19 protein-coding genes and 1 pseudogene are annotated in these 20258 nt (G+C 58.8%); 16 read left to right on the top strand and 4 right to left on the bottom strand.

The annotated features are described in order from the left end of the window. Positions 1-38 precede the first annotated feature (38 nt). The 7 genes and pseudogenes from M0D68_RS10620 (at position 39) to M0D68_RS10650 (ending at position 7512) form a co-directional block, all read left to right on the top strand. Positions 39-941, top strand: a complete 903-nt coding sequence (locus M0D68_RS10620; protein WP_200619874.1) for a dihydrodipicolinate synthase family protein — start codon at positions 39-41, stop codon at positions 939-941. Positions 942-990: 49 nt separating this feature from the next. Continuing rightward, complete coding sequence (locus M0D68_RS10625; RefSeq protein ID WP_093633128.1) at positions 991-1989, top strand: 4-hydroxyproline epimerase; 999 nt, start codon at positions 991-993, stop codon at positions 1987-1989. Between the two features lie 46 nt (positions 1990-2035). After that, positions 2036-3271 (top strand): amidohydrolase family protein, encoded by a 1236-nt coding sequence (locus M0D68_RS10630; RefSeq protein ID WP_200619875.1) that lies wholly within the window; start codon positions 2036-2038, stop codon positions 3269-3271. Positions 3272-3404: 133 nt separating this feature from the next. Beyond that, complete coding sequence (locus M0D68_RS10635; protein ID WP_234486766.1) at positions 3405-4082, top strand: GntR family transcriptional regulator; 678 nt, start codon at positions 3405-3407, stop codon at positions 4080-4082. A 370-nt stretch (positions 4083-4452) separates the two neighbouring features. After that, positions 4453-5355 (top strand): dihydrodipicolinate synthase family protein, encoded by a 903-nt coding sequence (locus tag M0D68_RS10640; RefSeq protein ID WP_200619876.1) that lies wholly within the window; start codon positions 4453-4455, stop codon positions 5353-5355. 33 nt (positions 5356-5388) lie between these two features. After that, positions 5389-6957: pseudogene (locus M0D68_RS10645) on the top strand (aldehyde dehydrogenase (NADP(+))); the annotation flags it as partial. 168 nt (positions 6958-7125) lie between these two features. Continuing rightward, positions 7126-7512 (top strand): cupin domain-containing protein, encoded by a 387-nt coding sequence (locus M0D68_RS10650; protein ID WP_234486772.1) that lies wholly within the window; start codon positions 7126-7128, stop codon positions 7510-7512. A gap of 80 nt (positions 7513-7592) precedes the next feature. On the opposite strand, the gene M0D68_RS10655 is transcribed toward M0D68_RS10650, so the two are convergent. The 3 genes from M0D68_RS10655 to M0D68_RS10665 form a co-directional block, all read right to left on the bottom strand. Then, a complete protein-coding gene (locus tag M0D68_RS10655; RefSeq protein ID WP_234486767.1) occupies positions 7593-8090 on the bottom strand; it encodes a DUF126 domain-containing protein in 498 nt (165 codons plus the stop codon). Then, positions 8074-9330: an aconitase X catalytic domain-containing protein gene (locus tag M0D68_RS10660; RefSeq protein WP_093633262.1), complete on the bottom strand. Its 1257-nt coding sequence runs from the start codon at positions 9328-9330 to the stop codon at positions 8074-8076. Before M0D68_RS10660 ends, M0D68_RS10655 begins: the two co-directional genes overlap by 17 nt. Positions 9331-9541: 211 nt before the next feature. Further along, on the bottom strand, positions 9542-9982 hold the full coding sequence (locus M0D68_RS10665) for a MarR family winged helix-turn-helix transcriptional regulator (protein ID WP_093633122.1): 441 nt from the start codon (positions 9980-9982) through the stop codon (positions 9542-9544). Between the two features lie 48 nt (positions 9983-10030). On the opposite strand from M0D68_RS10665, the gene M0D68_RS10670 reads away from it, so the two are divergent. The 3 genes from M0D68_RS10670 to M0D68_RS10680 all read left to right on the top strand — a co-directional run bounded on the left by M0D68_RS10670 (position 10031) and on the right by M0D68_RS10680 (position 12211). Then, entirely contained in the window at positions 10031-10396 is a 366-nt protein-coding gene (locus M0D68_RS10670; protein ID WP_093633121.1) for a hypothetical protein, read from the top strand. Between the two features lie 158 nt (positions 10397-10554). Then, positions 10555-10725: a hypothetical protein gene (locus M0D68_RS10675; protein WP_200619879.1), complete on the top strand. Its 171-nt coding sequence runs from the start codon at positions 10555-10557 to the stop codon at positions 10723-10725. 262 nt (positions 10726-10987) lie between these two features. Then, on the top strand, positions 10988-12211 hold the full coding sequence (locus M0D68_RS10680) for a porin (protein WP_200619880.1): 1224 nt from the start codon (positions 10988-10990) through the stop codon (positions 12209-12211). A gap of 28 nt (positions 12212-12239) precedes the next feature. Here the strand turns inward: M0D68_RS10680 and M0D68_RS10685 are convergent, their stop codons facing one another. Next, positions 12240-12944, bottom strand: a complete 705-nt coding sequence (locus M0D68_RS10685; protein WP_200619881.1) for a TetR/AcrR family transcriptional regulator — start codon at positions 12942-12944, stop codon at positions 12240-12242. Between the two features lie 220 nt (positions 12945-13164). On the opposite strand from M0D68_RS10685, the gene M0D68_RS10690 reads away from it, so the two are divergent. The 6 genes from M0D68_RS10690 to M0D68_RS10715 all read left to right on the top strand — a co-directional run bounded on the left by M0D68_RS10690 (position 13165) and on the right by M0D68_RS10715 (position 20036). Next, positions 13165-14436, top strand: a complete 1272-nt coding sequence (locus M0D68_RS10690) for an alpha/beta hydrolase (RefSeq protein WP_308187581.1) — start codon at positions 13165-13167, stop codon at positions 14434-14436. Positions 14437-14462: 26 nt separating this feature from the next. After that, a complete protein-coding gene (locus M0D68_RS10695) occupies positions 14463-16157 on the top strand; it encodes an AMP-binding protein (RefSeq protein WP_200619882.1) in 1695 nt (564 codons plus the stop codon). A gap of 5 nt (positions 16158-16162) precedes the next feature. Beyond that, on the top strand, positions 16163-17032 hold the full coding sequence (locus M0D68_RS10700; protein ID WP_200619883.1) for a VOC family protein: 870 nt from the start codon (positions 16163-16165) through the stop codon (positions 17030-17032). Beyond that, positions 17029-18186 (top strand): FAD-dependent monooxygenase, encoded by a 1158-nt coding sequence (locus M0D68_RS10705; RefSeq protein ID WP_200619884.1) that lies wholly within the window; start codon positions 17029-17031, stop codon positions 18184-18186. The genes M0D68_RS10700 and M0D68_RS10705 overlap by 4 nt, the downstream gene beginning before the upstream one ends. Then, on the top strand, positions 18183-18656 hold the full coding sequence (locus M0D68_RS10710) for a thioesterase family protein (RefSeq protein ID WP_093633115.1): 474 nt from the start codon (positions 18183-18185) through the stop codon (positions 18654-18656). Before M0D68_RS10705 ends, M0D68_RS10710 begins: the two co-directional genes overlap by 4 nt. Before the next feature lie 117 nt (positions 18657-18773). Next, a complete protein-coding gene (locus M0D68_RS10715; protein WP_266224226.1) occupies positions 18774-20036 on the top strand; it encodes an MFS transporter in 1263 nt (420 codons plus the stop codon). Positions 20037-20258 lie beyond the last annotated feature (222 nt).

The following is a 20258-nucleotide window of genomic DNA, read 5'->3' on the forward strand; positions in this document are numbered from 1 at the left end:
ATCCCGCCTCTGATTATCATTTTTAGGAAGGTATAGCCATGCAAGTCAACTGGAAAGGTGTGTTCCCCGCTGTCACGACGAAGCTGAAGGACGACGGTTCTCTCGATCACGAAGCGATCAAGGCCGGTCTGAACCGCCTCATCGACAGCGGTGTCGGTGGCGTCGTCATGATGGGTATGGTCGGTGAGAGCGCCCAGCTCACGCCGGAAGAGAAGCGCACGGTAATCAAGCTTGCCGTTGAAACCGTGAACGGACGCGTGCCGGTCATTGCGGGCCTCGCCGAAGCCACGACGGCAAACGCAGTCCAGTACGCGAAGGACGCTGAAGCACTCGGCGTTCAGGGCCTGATGGTTTTTCCTGGTCTCACGTACAAGTCCGACGCCCGGGAAACGATTGCCTTCTACAGGACCATCGCTCAGGCGTCCACGCTCGCGATCCTGCTCTATAACAACCCGCGCGGATATGGCGTGGACCTGACGCCGGATGTGGTGGCGCAACTGCTGGAAGAGCCGACTATTGAAGCCATCAAGGAAGAGTCGTATGACACAACGCGCGTCACCGATCTGATCAGCCGTTTCGGCGACCGCCTTGCAGTCGTGTGCGGTGTCGACGATCTGGTGCTCGAGTCGGTTGCACTGGGTGTGACTTGCTGGGTCTCCGGCATGGCCAACGCAGTTCCGAAGGAATCGGTTGAATTGTTGAATCTGGCCGTTACTGGCGACTACGAACGAGCCCGCAAGCTGTACCGTGCACTGATCGACGTGTTCCATCTGGATACGCATGTGAAGCTCGTTCAGTACATCAAGCTGGCCGAAAACATCACGGCCGGATATTCGGAAACTGTGAAAGCTCCGCGACTGAAACTCGAAGGCGAAGAGCGCCAGAAGGTCGTCGCAATCGTAGAGAAGACGCTCGCCAATGTGCGTGCCCTGTCGAAGTAATGCGGATGGGTCTGACCTTTTTGCATGAAATTCTGGATGGAGCAGGGTTATGAAATCGACGTTCTTTTGCATCGACGGACATACGTGTGGCAATCCGGTCCGGGTCGTCGCAGGAGGCGCGCCGCGGCTGGAAGGCGCGAACATGATCGAGCGACGCGCACATTTTGAGCGCGAGTTTGACTGGATCCGGACATCGCTCATGTTCGAACCTCGCGGCCATGAAGTGATGTCGGGCAGCATTCTCTATCCGCCGACCCGTTCCGACTGTGACGTTGCCATCCTGTTTATTGAGGTTAGCGGCTGTCTGCCGATGTGTGGCCACGGCACCATTGGGACGGTAACAACAGCCATCGAGCACGGTCTGGTGCGCCCGCGTGAAGCTGGTGTGCTGCGTCTGGACACGCCCGCTGGTCTCGTGGTTGCGCGCTACAAGATGGACGGAGACAACGTCGACTCCGTGCAGCTCATCAATGTCCCGTCATTCCTTCACTCGACGGACCTGACGGTTGACGTTGAAGGGCTCGGCGAAATCCGCTTCGATGTCGCATACGGCGGAAACTTCTATGCGATAGTCGAGCCGCAGAAAAACTTCGGTGGTCTCCACACACTCAAGCCTTCGGATATCCAGCGTCTGAGTCCGATCCTGCGCCAGAAAGCGAACGAGAAGTATCAGTTCATTCACCCCGAGAAGGCAGAAATCCGTGGTCTGAGCCACGTGATGTGGACAGGCGAACCGACGGTCGAAGGTGCAAGCGCGCGCAATGCCGTGTTCTACGGTGACAAGGCCATCGACCGGTCGCCTTGCGGCACAGGGACGTCGGCCCGAATGGCACATCTGGTCGGCAAGGGCAAACTTAAGATCGGTGAACGTTTTGTTCACGAAAGCATTATTGGAACGCTCTTCAATGGTGTGCCTGAAGAAGCGACCAGGGTGGGTGAATTCGACGCGATTATTCCGAGCATTGAAGGGTGGGCGCGGGTGACGGGACACAACACGATCTTTGTCGATGACCGCGATCCGCTTGCCAAAGGCTTTTTGCTGAAGTGATCTGCCGCGGCCCGTGGGTCGCTCAAAAATCAGCTGGGGAATTGAAATGTTGATCCTGAAAAACGCACGCGTTCTGGACGTGAATCACGAAAACGACACGGCCCGCTATTCGATTGTCGTGGACGGAGAGATCATCAAGGACGTCACCCGCGAACCGGTGTCGATAGATGGCGCGCAGGTTATTGACGTTGGGGGCAAGACGGTCATGCCCGGCATGATCGATTGCCATGCGCACGTTATTGCATCGGTTGCGCACCTTGGGAACAACGGGCGTTTGCCGAACACCTTTGCCGTCTTGCGGGCAGTACCGATCCTGAGCGGTATGCTCAACCGGGGCTTCACAACCGTGCGCGACGCCGGCGGCGCCGACTACGCGCTCTCGCGTGCAATCGAGGAGGGCGTGATCGCCGGACCGCGCTTATTCGTGGCCGGTAAAGCGCTGTCGCAGACGGGCGGTCATGGCGACTTCCGCGAGCGCTTCGACAACTCCGATCCCGACCCCTGTGGTTGTCACCGCAATCTCGGGGCAATCGGGCGAATCGTCGATGGTGTGGACGACGTACGCAAGGCTGTCCGCGAAGAGATGCGCGCCGGCGCACACCACATCAAGATCATGGCGTCAGGCGGCGTTGCGTCGCCAACGGATCCGATTGGGAACCTGCAGTTTTCCGTCGACGAGGTCAAGGCGATCGTAGAAGAAGCAGCGTCGCACCAGACTTACGTCATGGCGCATGCTTACACAGGCAAAGCGATCGCTCGCGTCGTGAAGCTCGGGGTACGTACGATTGAGCACGGCAACCTGATCGATGACGAGGCGGCGGCTGTCATGGCCGAGTTTGGAGCGTTTGCGGTGCCGACGCTCGTTACCTACGACGCGATGAACAAGGTCGGTGCGAAGGCCGGCGTGGCAGAAAGTGCTCTTGCTAAAAACGAGAACGTTCGGATTCAAGGCCTGAAAGCACTTGAGCTACTCAAACGTAACGGGGTAAAAATGGGTCTCGGTACCGATCTGCTGGGCGACATGCACGAGTATCAAAGCGATGAACTGATGATCCGTTCAGAAATTCTTGGTGCTTTCGAGACAATCTGTCAGGCCACGGTGGTGGGTGCCGAAATCGTTGGACAGCAGGGCCGTCTGGGAGTCGTCGCCCCGGGAGCCTTCGCTGACCTGCTCGTTGTTGACGGTGATCCGCTAAGAGATATCAGTGTTCTTACCGGGCAGGGTGAGCGCATCGCCGGTGTGATGAAAAACGGCGCGTGGGTAAGGAAAGCGTTGCAGTGACGCAGCGCCGGCCATTGGATTTTGTATCCGAAAGCCGATGCCGTGGTAGCATGCTCACAGTATCCTGAATCCTTTACTGAAACTGATCATGCCCCCGGTAGCCGCCAAACGTCGTACCAAAGAAGCGTCCACGATGAGCGAAGTTATCGCGGACGAAAGCACGCGCAAGATTGTCCGCCCAACTACAGTCGAACTCGTCACAACGGCGGTTCGGCAGCGAATCCTGAGCGGCGACCTGGCTCCGGGTGAGCCATTGCGGCAGGAAGCGCTCGCCGAGGAACTCGGCGTCAGCCGCGTTCCTATCCGTGAGGCCATCACCCGTTTGACGGCAGAGGGATTGCTGACCAATGTCCCCCACAAAGGCGCCTACGTCTCCGAACTGTCGATAGACGAAGTGAAGGAGACGTTCGACATCAGGCTACGTCTTGAGCCGTGGATCTTTTCCGAAGCTATTCCGCGCATTAGCGAGGCCGAGATGGGCAAGGCGGAACGGCTTGTCAAGGAAATGGACAAGGCGGACTCGGGCGTATGGGGGCAGTTGAACTGGCGTTTGCACGAAACGCTTTATCTGCCTGCGCAGCGGGATATCACGCTGCAGATGTTGCGGGTCTTGCATGACCGCTGCGACCGTTATTTCCGTTTTCAGGCCGTGCAGGTGCCGATCCGCGAACAGTCGCACGACGAGCACATGGCCTTGGTCCAGGCATGCAGGAAGCGCGACGCGAAGCTTGGGGCCAAACTGCTGGAGCAGCACGTCAAGACGGCCGCGCAGCAGATCATGTCGGTTGTTGACGCGGTGGTAACGCGCTGATTGCGCTAGCCATCGTCTGTCATTCTTCATCCCGTCTACCCTTTGGCAAGCTGAGAGCGCACATAAATTACAGAACGCGCTCTCTTCTTTCGTGCGAGTTATGGTTAGCTATCCATATTGAAAATGACTCGCAGTTCAGGCTTGCGTTTTGACGTCCATGCGTCGTAAACGCGGTGTATCGTCCAGGGTAAACCTCTAGAATCCTCGGCTTTGTTTCGTGCTTTAATTCTGCACATTGGATCCAGGATACTAAATAACTTCTCTTAAATACTGCAGGTGTCGCAGCATTTTTTGAGTGTCTTCTTTGGATCCAATATACACATTATGCGCGAGGCGTCACGGACCCTCGGCTTTAGAGAAGGAATGGATCATGGCTATCAATTGGCAAGGCGTCTTCCCCGCAGTTACCACCAAACTGAAATCCGACTTCACGCTCGACATCGAGGCTATCCGCGCTGGGCTTGAACGCCTGATCGCGAATGGTGTCAGCGGCGTGGTGATGATGGGCATGGTGGGCGAGAACGCACAACTCACACCGGAAGAAAAACTGACGGTCCTGCGTACGGCGAAAGAGGTGATCAAGGGCCGCGTGCCCATCATTTCGGGCCTGGCTGAAACGAACACCGGGAGCGCCGTGGCGTATGCCAAGGAAGCCGAAAAGATCGGCATCGATGGCTTGATGGTCTTCCCGGGCTTGACCTACAAGTCGGATGTTCGTGAAACGGTGGCTTTTTACAAGACCGTTGCGCAGGCATCCAGCCTTGATACCCTGCTGTACAACAATCCGCGTGGCTATGGGGTGGACCTGACGCCTGACGTCGTCGAGCAACTGCTCGAGGAACCCACCATTGTGGCAATCAAGGAAGAGTCGTACGAAACTACGCGCGTGACCGATCTGATCAGCCGGTTCGACGGTCGCCTTGCTGTGGTCTGCGGTGTTGACGATCTGATTCTTGAAAGTGCCGCACTGGGCGTAACGGCATGGGTCTCAGGGATGGCGAACGCGCTGCCCAAGGAATCGGTCAACCTTCTGAATCTCGCAGTCAAGGGTGATTTCGTGTCAGCACGCAAACTGTATGCCGCCCTGACTCCTCTGTTCCACCTCGACACCGTAGTGAAACTGGTCCAGCACATCAAGCTCGCTGAGCACATCATCACGGGTTCGGCGGAAACCGTGAAACCACCGCGCCTCGATCTGGTAGGCGAAGAGCGCGAGACCACCATCGCCATCACGCGCAAGACGCTGGAAGACCTCAAGGCACTCGGTTATTAAGGAAGGCCTCGGTCCTTTTTTGAGGATATCGACATGACCATTACTGGCGACATGCTTATCGGCTTTTCGGCGGTGCGTGGCACCGAAGGCAGCCAGCGCGCGTTCAATCCCGCAAGCAACTCGGAGATTTCGGAGCCATCCTTCGGTATGGGTGGTGCCGCGGAAGTGGAGCGCGCAGCCTCTCTGGCGGCTCAGGCCTTCGACGTTTTCCGGAACGTCACGCTAGCGAAACGTGCCGCATTTCTGGACGCAATTGCCGACAATATCCTCGGCATCGGAGATGAGCTGATCGAACGGGCACATGCGGAGACCGGCCTCCCGATTACGCGTTTGCAGGGTGAGCGCGGCCGGACTGTCGGTCAGCTACGCCTTTTTGCGAAGGTCGTCCGCGATGGGCATTTTCTCGGTTCGACGATCGATCACGCACAGCCTGAGCGGCAACCGCTCCCTCGTGCGGACTTGCGCCTCGCGAAAGTGCCGGTTGGTCCCGTCGCGGTGTTTGGCGCGAGTAACTTTCCACTTGCGTTCTCAGTTGCGGGAGGCGACACCGCTTCGGCACTCGCAGCGGGCGCACCGGTAATCGTGAAAGCACACGGCGCGCATCTTGGAACGTCAGAACTGGTAGGGCGCGCAATCCAGAAAGCAGTCAGGGAGCATGGATTGCCGGAGGGCGTGTTTTCGCTGCTTTTTGGCGCTGGCCGCAAACTCGGGGAAGCGTTGGTCGCGCATCCGGTCATCAAGGCAGTTGGGTTCACGGGTTCCCGTCAGGGCGGCCTCGCGCTTGTGCGAATCGCGAACGCTAGAGCCGAACCTATTCCTGTCTACGCCGAAATGAGCAGTATCAACCCGGTGTTTCTGTTCCCCGGTGCACTCGCGAGCCGCGCCGAGGCGATCGGGAAGGCCTTCGCGGATTCGTTGACGCTGGGTGCTGGGCAGTTCTGCACGAATCCAGGCCTGGTCCTGGCGATTGACGGTCCGGACCTTGATCGATTCATCAAGGCTGCAGGTGAATCGTTGGCGGCAAAACCGGCACAGACGATGTTGACACCCGGAATCTTCGATGCCTTCCGCAGTGGAGCGCAGAAGGTCGATGGGGTTCAGGGCGTGACGAAGGTGGCACAGGGCGTGTCGGCGGGCGAACTTCCGAATGCCGCGCAGGCTGCCCTGTATGTGACCGATGCTCAACGCCTGCTGGCTACGCCCGAGCTCGAAGCAGAGATGTTTGGCCCGGCGTCTGTGGTGATTCGTGCACGCGACTTTGATGAACTGCTTTCGGTCGCGGAACACGTGGAAGGGCAGCTTACCGTCACTCTGCAGATCGACGCTGTGGACTATGCAGACGCGCAGCGCCTGTTGCCGATTCTTGAGCGCAAGGCCGGCCGTATCCTCGCCAACGGTTTCCCGACGGGGGTGGAAGTCTGCAATGCGATGGTTCATGGCGGCCCCTTTCCGTCCACATCGAATCCGATGTTCACGTCGGTGGGCGCGACGGCGATCGACCGGTTCCTGCGACCTGTGTGCTATCAGGATCTGCCGGATGCATTGCTGCCGGCTGCGGTAAGGGAGGGCAATCCATTGGCCGTCTGGCGTCTGGTTGACGGAGAACTGACAGGTGGAGCACGTGACAACGGAGACTCCGTGGTAGGTCCAAGCGACAGTGGTAGCAAGCCGCAGTTCCTGATCGTCTATCCGCGCAACGAGGAGAGCTACTGGCAACCGGTGCCGGCAAATGGCTATGCAGCCGTTCACGTTGCGCCCCACCTTGTATCGATGCAACGCCCGTTTTCGGCTGGCACGCAGACCGTGCCGCCGGGTGGCTTTGTTCGTCTGCACGCGCACGCCGAGTCTGAAGAGGTGCTTCACTTCATCCGAGGCAAGGGCAAGGCGGTTGTGGAAGGGCGCGATTACCTGATCGAGCCAGGTATGACAATTTTCCTAGGTCCACAGCAATCGCATACGTTGATAAACGACGGAGCCGAAGATTTGCACTGGGTGTGGTTCTTCCTGCCATCAGGTCTCGAGACCTTTTTCAAGGCCATCGGACGGCAGCGTAGTCCCGGCGACGACGCTCCTGATGCGTTCGAGAGACCTGAGAACGTCAGCACGATTGAAGCGAGCACAGGATTTTCGCCGGTGACCCAGAAGCGCCTGGGGTAGGGTGCTCGCGACGACAGTTTTCTCTTGCTTCTCGGGTACAACTAGTTTCGTTTATACGACCGAGCCGCATGCCGGAATCACTATGGCTTGCGGTTCCCATCACGTTCACTGTCGGTGACGTAAATTCTCGCGGGGCGCGACGTATCGCCGGCGTCAATCTCCAGTGTTGCGGTGACAGACGCAATTTGCGCAAACACGTCTTCGCCAACACTCACGACGGGTACGTTCAGGGCATAGAGTTCGTTGGCGGCAATAACGCCGATGGCAAGAATCAGGTCGCGTTCTGCCAGTACGATGCCGCTGGGGCCAGTGCGGTTGCGCAATGCTTCAGCCAGCACGCTGCTGCTGGAGCTGGACCCGCGCGCCCGCGGCATCACAAGTATCCGATCTTTCAGGCTTTGTCCGTAGCCCGCATGTGTCTTGTCGATGATCATCCCGTTTTCAGCGTCGTAGCCGCCCCAGAAGCTCAGCGGGGGCAGCGCGATTGCGAGGCCGCTTGCTCGCCCCGGCACGAGGACCTGGCCGTCAAGCTCGAGAGTGGGCGGGATCATGGTTGTAGCTTTAGCAGGCCAGTTCATCAATGCAAACTCTCCCTTCGAAGGCGGAGCGAACACATTCGGCCATGCTCCCGAACGCGACTGTGACGCCGATGTTCGCAGGGGCATAGTGAGCCCACTTCCCTGAGTTGGTCATTACCAGTCCGTTGATCTGTTTCATCACGGGAGTGATGTAGGTACATGTGTCCACCACAATCTGAACGCCACGCGAGGCCAGTCGTTGGGCGAGTCCTTCCTCTTCGATCTGCCAGAGAACATAACGACTCGTATTGACATAGAAGCCGCATCGGAGCGGCCCTGTGTGTGATTCGAACAGTTTGGCGAGCCGGTGGAACTCGTCGACCGAAAAATGTGGTGTTCCCAGGCTGATCGCGGCGAGTGGCCCACTGGAGCGAGCATCGTTCCACTTACGATGGATCGCAGCAAGGTCAGCCTCGCTGACAATAATCGTCTGCTCCGGCTCGCCGCCCTGTAGCGCGGCGTCAAGCGTCGGAGCTTCTGGGGTAATTCCTACTGCGTGAAAGAGCGCCACTGAGCCGCTGGATGCAGCCGCGGCGCCAAGAGATTTCAATTCGTCTTCTGTCGTGTCCGCAGGTAATCCGGTGATCGCGGCTACCGTCGCTCCAGCTTTAAGGCCGAGAAGAAAGCCGAGAGCGGCGAAATAGGCGTCGCGCCGCGGTGAATCACTGAGGTTGGGCGTTGCGAACACAACATGGGCGGCCCGGTTTTCGGTGACATGCAGTCCGGCATACGGGACGCGGCCAGTAATTGCTGCCGCGAGATCGAGAAAATCGCCGTAGCGGCTCGTCCGGGCGCCCAAAACTGAGTTGGCGAAAACGATCGCATTCGATTCAGCCCAGGCGATCTGATCGCCCAGGTGTGGGCGGTGCTTGAGCTGGTACGGTGCGCACGTGAAGGTCGCCTCGCATCCGAGTTCCAGATGTGCCTCCATAAGGCGCTTTGCTGCGTTCGCAGTTGCCGGTTTGCCGCGATACAACTCCGGGTGTATGAGGTCGAGCGATCCGACATTGAGCGTGGTCGGAACGGCGACCCGCGTTCCGGATGCGACAAAGCGCTCGACGAAATCGAGACTCACGGATCCGTGGTACAGACACCCGTCGATATGAGCGGAGGAAATGTCGACAAGTCTTTGAGCGTTCATCACATGCGCCGTGGCGACGACGATACGCATCGCAAGCGCTGCACCATCACCCAATTCGCCGCTCAGCATCGCTTTGTCACGAACTGATAGTTCAAGCACTGTCGCCTCTTTGTTGTGGTTACTCGCAACAGGAATCAGGATACCCCACGTTCGCATTGACGAGCGCGTATGGCCACATAGGTGTTCACCGAATTTGGTGCCGCGCATCGAACTTCCGGGTTCGGCGAGGAGCGTACACTCCTTGGCGGTTCCATGCGACAACTCGAACGGCCGAGATGCTCAAAAAAGCGGATTGCGGTGGACGAAGATGTCAGCCCTGCTGCAACGAGCGAGTGGCCAGCTTTCTCAAGAGTTGATGCAGCGTATCCCGCTCGGTTTTCCCAAGAGAATCGAGTATTGCGTCATCTACCTGTTGGGCGATTGCTGTCGCTTGCTGCAGCATTGCCGCGCCTTTTTCTGTAAGTTCGATCGCGTATCGACGCCGGTCCGTTTCATCCGCGATCCGATTGATTGCGCCGAGTGCTTCCAGATCGTCGATCATTGTGACGATCGCGCTCGGCACGAGGTTCAAAGCCTGCCCGAGCGCCAGTTGCGATGTCATCGGCATGCTGCGGATTGCGGCGAGCAGGCCGCAATGCTTCGGACGAATCCCTATCGAACGCAACCGTTGGGCGAACTGCTCGGTCACTGCCTGTCCGAGCTTGCTTAACATGTATCCCGAAGTATCGGTCAGATGGCTTGACGGTTTCATCTGTGCATATTACATTGCCCATATAATTCACAGAGAGAACGATTCTTTATGAGCACAAAATTCGCGTTCTATGTTTGCGCAACCATTACCAGTATCAACGCGCTGGTCAGCGCAGCGTTCTCGCTGGCAATGGTCATCGGGCAACCGGCGGTTCACATTGCAGCAATGTACGGCGTCGCCCGTAGCGTACCTCTTGCTATTGCAGCGCTGATTGCGTTTGCCATGCGCTCTCGCTCAGGTGTCACCGTTCTGGCGCTGCTGTTGGGATCCATACAAGCCTGTGATGCTCTAGTCGGATGGTTTTCACATGACGTCATGAAAACGATCGGGCCGGTGACGCTCGCGGCGTTGACCATCTTGTCAGTGATATTTCTCGTTCGCACGATCCGGCAGAATTCCACCGTGCCGCGGTGAGACCCGCGAATCTGCCTGGACCTGGAAAGGGATAGGGTGATTGGATTTCGCGGACTCCGTTCGGAGTGCCATCAATTTCATAACGCTGGATCGGTGTTTTGGCTCATGAAAGAGCTACCATATTCACCACCGCGCTTTCAGTCGAGTACTTGCGAAACATGACAATGCATCCCGATCCCCGCCTCGCCATTCTTGCCGACCTTGAAGCTGTCGAGGAAATCGTTCGACAGGCCTACTCGCCTTATATCTCTCGTATCGGTTATGCCAAAACGCACCGGGCGGAGGAGAAAGGTTTAAAGCGGGTATTCATGGTTAAGCAACTGGCCTGACCATTGATGATGTCGGTCCCACGTGAGTACTTCTCACGCCGGTGAGCGGGTGGCCCAGCCCGCCAATCAAGGGTTTCTCCGCATCTGCCAAAGCCAACTAAAGTATTGACAGGGATGGCAATTATGCTAGCCTTGCATTAATTGATTGACTATCAATTAATGCGGGACGTAGGGGATCTCACACGCTCCGCGGATCACGAAGCCGGATTCGCCAAGGTCACGTCAATTATAAATAGTATGACTAACAAAATTGGAGATGCAGATGAAGAGCTGTTGCCTGGCATTGCCGCTTGCGCTTACCTGTCTGGCTGCGCACGGACAAAGCAGCGTGACCCTCTATGGGATCATCGATCTAGGTTTGACCTATACAAATAGCGCACAGACCGGGAAGGTGGCCGGGCGCCCTGTCGGTGCAAGTCAGTTCGCCTTAACGGATGCGCACGCCACAGGTCTTAGCGGCAGCCGGTGGGGCTTGCGCGGAACGGAGGATCTGGGCGGCGGGCTAAAAGCGATTTTCGTGCTTGAAAACGGTTTCTTCGCCAACAACGGAACGCTGGCGCAAGGCGGCGCCGAGTTCGGCAGGCAGAGCTGGGTTGGGTTGTCGTCGCCGTATGGCACCGTGACCATCGGACGACAATACGATCCCTACATCGAATTCCTGCAACCGCTTGCAGCCTCCGGGACTTTCGCAGGCTACATGGGCTCCCACCCGGACGATCTCGACAATCTCACCAACACGAACCGCACCAATAACTCGATCAAATTCACGACGGTGAAATACGGCGGCTTCAGTGCGGGCGGCCTTTACAGCCTTGGTGGTGTGGCAGGGAATGCAACGCAGAACCAGATCTGGTCACTCGGTGCCGGCTATTCAAATGGCCCTGTTTCGATCGCAGCGGGTTACTTCAACGCACGCGACCCGAACGTGTCCCTTTACGGCAATACACCGAACAAGGGCGTTGCGACGGTAAACAATATTGGCTCGTTTGGCTCCGCGACGAGCGCAGAGTCTATGCCCGTCTACGCCGGTTACGCGTCGGCCAAGACGACCCAATTCGCCGGTGCGGCGCTTGCGTATACCGTGGCGAGCACGACAATCGGCATCGTCGTTACCAATACACGCTTCGAGAATCTGGGCTCGACTATCGGGCCGAATCCTCTTAAATACACCGGCAACGCAAGCTTCACGAACGCGGAGCTTAGCGTACGCACTTACGTCACGCCGGCTTTGCTCCTCGGCACCGCATTCGATTACACCAAACGCAATTCGGTCAACGGCGACGGCGGCGCCAAATATCTGCAACTCGATTTCGGCGCTATCTACAGTCTCTCGAAGCGCACTGATCTTTATGCTCTGACGGTCCTGCAACGCGCGACGGGAGTGGACTCGCTGGGACAGGCATCGGTTGCGAGTATCAGTGGATTCACGCCGTCAGCCACCAACAGCCAGATCGGCGCGCGGCTTGGCATCCGGCACAAGTTCTAGGCGCTTGCGGATAAGGCGGCTTGCCGCCTTATCTTGCCTTTTTCTTGCTGGCTGGACGCACGGATGCGGTCTTCAGGGTATTCGTATTCGCCCATTGCTCGAAACCGTCGAGCAACAGCCGCAAGCCCTCCTGGAAAGCCTTGTCGGAGTCGAGCGATGCAAACGCGGGACCCACCGCAGTGGCCGCCGGGTAGCGCTCTCGCGAAACGCTGGCGAACTTGTCGAGAATGAAACCCTTGTGTTCGGCTGGTGCCTGTCGGCCGGCCACGGCGACGCTGCTCGCGAGCAGGAACTGGGCTAGCAGGTGATAGGCGAGTGCCGCTGAATCGGTCGTGAATCCGCCCTGCAGGAATGCTGAAACGATGTGATCGAACAGCACCATGCCGTAGTCGGTCTCGCCGGCGGGCACCTCCTGAAACAGGCGAAAGCGGTTATGCGACACCACGTACAGGCTGATACCAGGCCATTCTGTCGCGAGCGAAAACGTGACGTTGGAGATACCCACGACGTCAGCTCGCCAGTCCCCCGTCAGTGGGGCGAGCCTTTCCACGCGCTCCCGATAGTACTTGTTCAGCACCCCGGAGATGAGATCGTCGCGGCTGCCCAGGTAGTAGTGGATCAGGCCCGGGGCGACGCCGAATTCCTTGGCGAGCTGGACCATCGATATCTGGTCGAGTGACATGCGCTTCGCCATTTCGGCGGCGCGGTCGATCAACACGTTGCGCGAGAGCATCGGCTCGGCGCCGATCGGAGATTCGACGCGTGGAGGGCGCCCTCGCCGACGCGGCGTTGCTTCCGTTTGCAAGACTGGTTTTGCTTTTCTTTCCATGCTGTTGTGCGAGCGTTCACGCGGGAGATTCAGTGTCGTGCAAGCTTACACGCAATATTTAATTGACACTATATCAAATAAAGCCTAACCTAATTGATAGGGGTGTCATTTAAAGGAGATGGGCGTGGAACAGGCAGTTCTTCCTCAGGTCACCGCGGGCCTACGCGGTGCAAACTGGGATCCGGCGCTGATGCGCCGGCCCTACACAGTGGTCCCGTATTCGCTTCAAACCGCCGACGGTCAGGCGACACTCGGCTTTCTCTTCACGAGAACGGGCAAGGAGACGTGCGTGGTCTCGATCATGCATCCGCGGGAAATGTCGGTAACGCACTACCTTGTGCCGACGATTCTCGACGCGGGTTGCGCATGCTGGGTGCAAGGCCCGCGCTCGATCGGAAACGACCTGCGCCTCGAACATGAGATCGCGCTGTTCGATGTCGCGGCCGGGATGTCGCATCTTCGCCAGTCGGGGTATGAGTCAGTCGTCATGCTGGGCAATTCCGGCGGTGCGGCGCTCTATGCCTTTTATCATCAGCAGGCGATGCTTCCCCCAGAGCAACGGATCGCAAAAACGCCGGGGGGCCGGCCGACCGGCCTGGACAAGCTCCCCATGCAAAGTGCCGATGGATTCGTATTCGTTTCGCCCCATCCGGGCCAGGGCGCGCTTCTGATGAGCGGTATCGATCCCAGCGTTATCGACGAAAGCGATCCGATGGCGATTGATGAGTCACTGGACCCGTTCTCGGAAGCCAATGGATATGATCCGCGAACCCGCCAGGCGCAATATTCCCCGCAGTTCGTGAGTCGCTATCGGGCGGCGCAGCGTCAGCGCGTAGAGCGTATCGACGGCATCGCCCGCGCACTGATCGAGCGGAAGCAGCAGGCACGCACGCGCGTGAAAACCGGTTCCGCAACCATGACCGATAGGCGCCTTGCTGCCTATGCTCCGATTTTCCAGGTCTGGCGAACGGATGCGGATCTTCGGTCGTGGGACATCAGCATGGATCCGTCCGATCGCGTGACCGGTTCGCTTTGGGGTAGCGATCCCTTTACTTCGAATTGGGGAAGCGTGGCTTTCGCTCGCACGGTGACGCCGGAATCATGGCTTTCGACATGGTCCGGTATCTCGTCGAATGCGTCGCTCGAGAAATGCGCGCCCTCCATCAACCGCCCGATTTTGCTGATTGAATATACGGGCGATCAATGCACCTTTCCCGCGGACATCGACGCGATTTACGCATTGCTCGGCAACGACGACAAGCAGCGCGTCCGGGTGAAAGGAAATCATCACGGCATGGCGCTGGCGCCCGACGAGGAATCGGGGCGTGTGGTCGCCGGACGCGTTATCACGGCCTGGTTGAAGAAGCGTTTCGACCCAACACAAAACAACGCATAGGCCGCGGAGGAAACATGGAGGAAGTCATGCAAAGGAAAATGTATCGGCCACGCACCGCGCTTGAAGGCGTACGTTACCAGGACCCGGCGACGCTCGAGCGCTACGTAACCCAAGGTGTGTTGCCCGAGCAAAGTCTCGCCGCGGCGCTGCGCGAAGCATTTGAAAAGCACGCTGACCGGATGGCGCTGCTCAGCCCGGAGGGAAACATCAGCTATCGTGAGCTGGATGATCTGACCGACCGGTTCGGTGCTTCGCTGCTGAAGATGAGCGCGCGGCCACTCGATCGCGTCGTCATGCAATGCGGCAACTGCAACGAGTTGCTGATCGCATTTTTCGGCTGCCTGAAAGCGGATCTGATCCCGATATGCGCGCTACAGGCATTCCGCCGTCATGAGATCTCGTATCTGGCCAATTTGGCCGCTGCGCGGATTCATCTGGTCCAGGGCGATGATCCGAAATTCGACGACGTCGCGTTCGCCGAGGAAATGCAGTCGGTAGCGCCCGGTCTTTCCATCGTCGTTCAGGCACGAGGCGAACAGCGCGGCATCGCGCAGACGCTCTGGTCCATGATAGCCGGTATGCCACGCGATGAAGCTCGTACGTATCTGTGGGGCGTCGACCACGACCCCTATCAGGCGGCTGTTTTCCAGTTGTCCGGCGGCACCACGGGCGTGCCAAAAATCATTCCCCGCTTTCAGAACGAATATCTGCTGAACATGCGACTGGTGGGTGCGTGGAATCGGTACACCCAGGACGATGTCCTTTTCATGCCAACACCGCTGATGCACAACATGAATATGGTGTGCTTCTTCGGCCCCATCCTGCTCACGGGAGGCGCCGTGGTCGTTTGTCCCGACATCGCGGAGCCTACGTTGAGGCAAGCGATCCGTGACTATGATCCGACCTGGTATGGTCTCGCCGGCCCGATTTACTCGCGCATTGCCGAAGAACTCGTGGCCGCGAGGCCGGACGTGAAACTCAAACGCAAACTGACTGCGCCGAAGAATGCCTCGGGTCTGTCGACGGCTTTGGGCTCGCCGTGCTATCACATCTTCGGCATGACCGAGGGGGTGATCATGTTCGCTCGTGAGGGCGATCCGCGCTACGTACTCGATGAGTCCGTCGGCCGGCCGGTTTGCGAATGGGACGAAGTGAAGATCGTCGAGCCTGGCACTGAAGACGAAGTCCCGGATGGCGAAGTCGGCGAGGCGTTGTTTCGCGGCCCGTACACGATTCGCGGCTACTACCGGTCCGAAGAGCAGGACGTCCATCGATTTACCGCCGACGGGTTCTATCGCTCGGGTGACCTGATGAAGGCCGAGGTCATAGAAGGCCAGCGCTACTTCTTCTTCCGCGGCCGCACCAAGGACGTGGTCGATCGCGGCGGCGAGAAGATCAACGCCGAGGAACTCGAGAACCTCATCAACCGTCACCCTGCAGTGCTGGCCTCAGCCGTGGTCGGCATGCCTGACCCGGTGTACGGCGAGCGCGTCTGTGCGTTCGTCGTGCCGCGCCTGACGGGTGCCACGATCGGGTTGTCCGCTCTCACAGCCTTCCTGGAACAGGAAGGCGTCGCAAAGTTCAAGTGGCCCGAGCGCATCGAGAACGTTTCTGAGTTTCCGGTCACCGCATCCGGAAAGCTCAGCAAGGTGCTGCTTCGTAACGGACTGATCGAGCGGCTTCAGGCCGAACAGTCCGCCAGCAACGTTTCCAACGGATAAATGTCATGACCCAAAGCTCCTTGAGTAGTCTTGCGCAACCGGTGCTGCGCGGCGTCCATCACACTGCTCGCCCGACCTGGAAGCTCGAAGAGACCGTGCATTTCTATCGCGACCTGCTCGGCCTTCCGTTGTTGCATGCCATCTCGGCACGAGGCTGGGGGCCGGTGGATCACGCCGACTTCCTGCACTTCTTTTTCGATAGCGGTAACGGCAGCACGATTGCGTTCTTCTACTACATCGGCACCGAGCAACCTGCACATCTCGAACCGTCCGAGCACTATCAGAGCCGTGCGACGCACACGGCATGGCAGGTCAAGGATGATGCGGAATTGAAGGCTTGGCGCGACCGGGTCGAGGCCGTCGGCATACCGCTGCGGTATCAGGTGCGTCATGAAGTGATCGAGTCGATCTACTTCAACGATCCCAACGGTTATCCGATCGAAATCACGTACCAAACCCGGCCGTTCGACGCGGCCGACGCCAATGACGCAACCCGTACGATCGAAGCCGCGATCGATCAGGAACGTGCGGCTGCAGCAGGCGAAGCGTTCCCTTCGATCGATGCAGTATGGCAACGGAAGGGCGGTGCGCTCGACGCATCGGCCGCGGCGACAGATGTCGCGTCGATTTTTGTGCTCGACGTGCCTGAGTTTCGCCCGCTTGTCGATGTCGCGTCCAAAGACGCGAGATACCGGACGTCGGCAGTCGACGGCAATTACATCCGCATCGATGGCAATCCCGCCTTGCAATTCTCGCGCAAGGAACTCGGTTTCAAGCCGGCCGTCTGGTACGGCGCATTGACCGGGGGCTTACGCGGGCACATCGAGCGTTTCGATGCTGACCTACTGGTCATCGAACCGTCGGAGCGGCCATGAAAATCGATATCGTGGGCGGAGGCCCGGCGGGCCTGTTCCTTGCCATTCTTGTCGCCCGCAAAGTGCCCGGCGCGCAGTTGCGCATCTACGAACAGAACCCGCGTGAGGCGACCTTCGGCTTCGGTGTGGTACTGGCCGACGCAGGGCTGGCAAAGCTCAACGACGCGGCCCCGGATGTCTGCGCCGACCTGGTCGCCGAGATGACGTTCAGCGCGCGCCAGACAATCGTATCGAGCGAGACGCCGATCACCGTGCAACGTCCGGGGCAGGGCGGCGGCGCCATCCCCCGCATCGCCTTGCTGTCGGTCTTGCAGCGATACGTGGAGGACCTCGGAATCGAGATCGAGTACTGCTCGCGAGTCGATGATATCGACGCACTGGACGGCGATCTGATCGTCGGTGCCGATGGTGTGAACTCACGCGTGCGAAGCGTCGCTGAGGAAAGTTTCGGGACTTCCCGCTATTCGCTCGCGAATCACTTTGCGTGGTACGGCGTGTGGCGTGCGTTCGAGTGTCCGGCGCTGATATTCCGCAAACATGCCGGCGGATACTTCGTCGCGCACTACTACCCGTATTCGGATTCGATGAGCACGTTCGTCGCCGAGTGCGATCACCGCACATGGATCGATCTCGGCATGCAGGCGATGACCGACGATGCCCGCAAAGCGCTGTTCGAGGAAGTATTTGCAAACGAACTATCAGGCGATCCGCTTATCTCGAACAATTCCAACTGGCGCCAGTTTCCGGTGATACGCAACGCGAACTGGCACGCGGGCAACCGGGTGCTGATCGGCGACGCACTCGCGAGCGCGCATTTCTCGATAGGCTCGGGCACGCGCATCGCGATGGAAGACGCCATCGCGCTCGCCGAGGGCATTGCGCTCCATCCCGACAATGTTGCGTCAGCGCTGGCGTCCTATGTCGATCTGCGGGAACCTCGCAAGCGCTTGTTGATCGAGGCGTCCAAGGCATCGTTCGAGTGGTATGAACGCATTCGCGAGTGGATGGACAGCTATTGCCCGCACGAATTTATCTATCAGTTCATGACACGGACGGGACGTGTGGATGGATTGAGGCTTCGCGACCAGTACCCCGAACTGTTCAAGGAGCTGGAAAACGCCGGCGTCGCGGTTGAGGTGGAGCGCCTGCCATGATCCACAGCAGCGAATACGTATTGAGCGATGAGCCCTTTGTGATCCGGCGGACCGTACGCTGGAGCGATTGCGATCCCGCGGGCGTCGTCTATACCGGCCAGTTCTCGACGTATGTGCTCTCAGCCGTCAGCCTGTTCAGCGATCACATGGCGGGTCGTGCCGGCAAGTCGCTTGGACAGGCACACGGGGTGGGAACGCCTTGCCGGGGCATGTCGCTCGACTTCATCAAGACGCTTTGGCCGGGCGACGAGATCGATATCGAATGTTGGATCGGCGAGATCCGCACGCGCTCGTACGACATCCACTGTCACGCTTGCACGCTGAATGGCGAACCGGTTTTCGACGCACGTTTTTCCCCCATTTGCGTGCGCACCGATGTGCGCGTGGCGACGGACATCCCCCCTTCTTTGCGTGCCGTTCTCAGCCGGCACGCCCGAATCACACCCGAATTCAAAGAAGCGCAGACATGAACCATCGCATTGCCGGGCGCGGGCGTTTATCCCGGCGATGACAGCGGGCTTTAATGCGTCACGGAGCGGCGCGTGCGCAAGACACGCGTCCAGACAAGAACTACGTGGAGACAGACAATGACACAGCACGCAACGGAAGCAGGCGGGCGGCAGATATATGTCGTGACCGTGATTGGCGTCGCGCTCGGCATGGCGTTCGGCTTTGCCGCCATCTTCATTTCGACCAACGGCGTGTTCATACCAGCCGTTGTGCGTGATTTTCACTGGGGACGTGCCCAGGCAGCAGAGTCTTACGCGGCATCCATGCTCGGACTTGCAATCGTCAGTCCTCTCGTGGGCACCCTGATGGACCGCTTCGGCGTGAGGCGTGTGGTGTTGGCATCAGCGTTCGTCTTCGCGTTGGCACTTGCGTGCATGGGCTTGCAGGATGGGCATCCGGTCTGGTGGATCGTGCTCTCGCTCGTGATCGGCATGTCGGGCGCCGCGACCTCCGTTCTCGGCTATCTCGCGATATTGCCGCAGTGGTTTGATCGGCGGCTGGGCCTTGCCATTGGCCTCGCAATGGTCGGACTAGGGATCGGGACCATCGTGATGCCTGCGCTGTCACAGTTCCTCATCACCGGCATTGGCTGGCGTGGAGCGTATCAGGTGCTCGCGGGCATGTCGCTCATGGGCGCACTGATGGCGTTCGCGCTGACGAAGGAGAAGAAGGGGGGCAGCACGACATCACGCGAGCACGCCAGGGACATGAATGTCGACGATGCCTCACCCCACGCCGGTACGAAGCTGTTGCGCATTGCTGTGATCTTTCTTTCGGCGTTTCTTGCTTCGACGGCGGTACTGTCGCTTGGCCCTCATCTTCCTGCTCTTCTGATCGATCGCGGCATATCGGCTCACGATGCGGCGCGCAGTGCCTCGCTCGTAGGATTCGGCATTCTCGTCGGTCGCCTTGTGTCCGGCATACTGGTGGATCGTGTGCACGCACCGATTGTCGCGTGCCTCTTCTTCGCAGCCGGCGCTACCGGATTTGTTCTGCTAAAGCAGTTCGACAGCTATCCCAGCGCACTGTGTGCCTCGGTGCTCGTCGGGCTTGCAGTCGGCGCAGAGGGCGACCTTTTCTCGTATATGGTTCGCTCGTATATCGGTCTGAAACGCTTCGGCCTGTTTTACGGGATCGCGTTTTCGGGCTACGCATTTGGCGCCGTGTTTGGACCGATCGCAGTCGGGCGGTATTTCGACTTGCGGCACAACTATGGACTACCGCTGCAAGTCGCGCCGTTTCTGCTGCTTGCCTCCGGCGTTCTGCTGCTGTCGCTTGGCAGTTATGTGAAGCCCGGCACACGGGTTGGCGGTGCCCTGAAACACGCGGTGGCCGACTGACCTGTTAATGCGGGAGCCCTGCGTACTGGAGGGCGTTGATGCGGGCTTGTGGGTCTCGGATTGATACAGGGCAGCACCTTTATACTCGACGCTCATGTGCGTGTCGGCCGATTGAGCAAGGTTCTGAGAGGCTATCCGTTAGATCCTCGCCCTGTGTCCATTGTGTATATGCCCAATCGAACCAGGCCAAAACGGGTCGACATTTTCATCGACTGGTTAGTC

Origin of the sequence: Paraburkholderia sp. SEWSISQ10-3 4, assembly GCF_030464785.1 — a bacterium.
GTDB lineage: Bacteria > Pseudomonadota > Gammaproteobacteria > Burkholderiales > Burkholderiaceae > Paraburkholderia > Paraburkholderia aspalathi.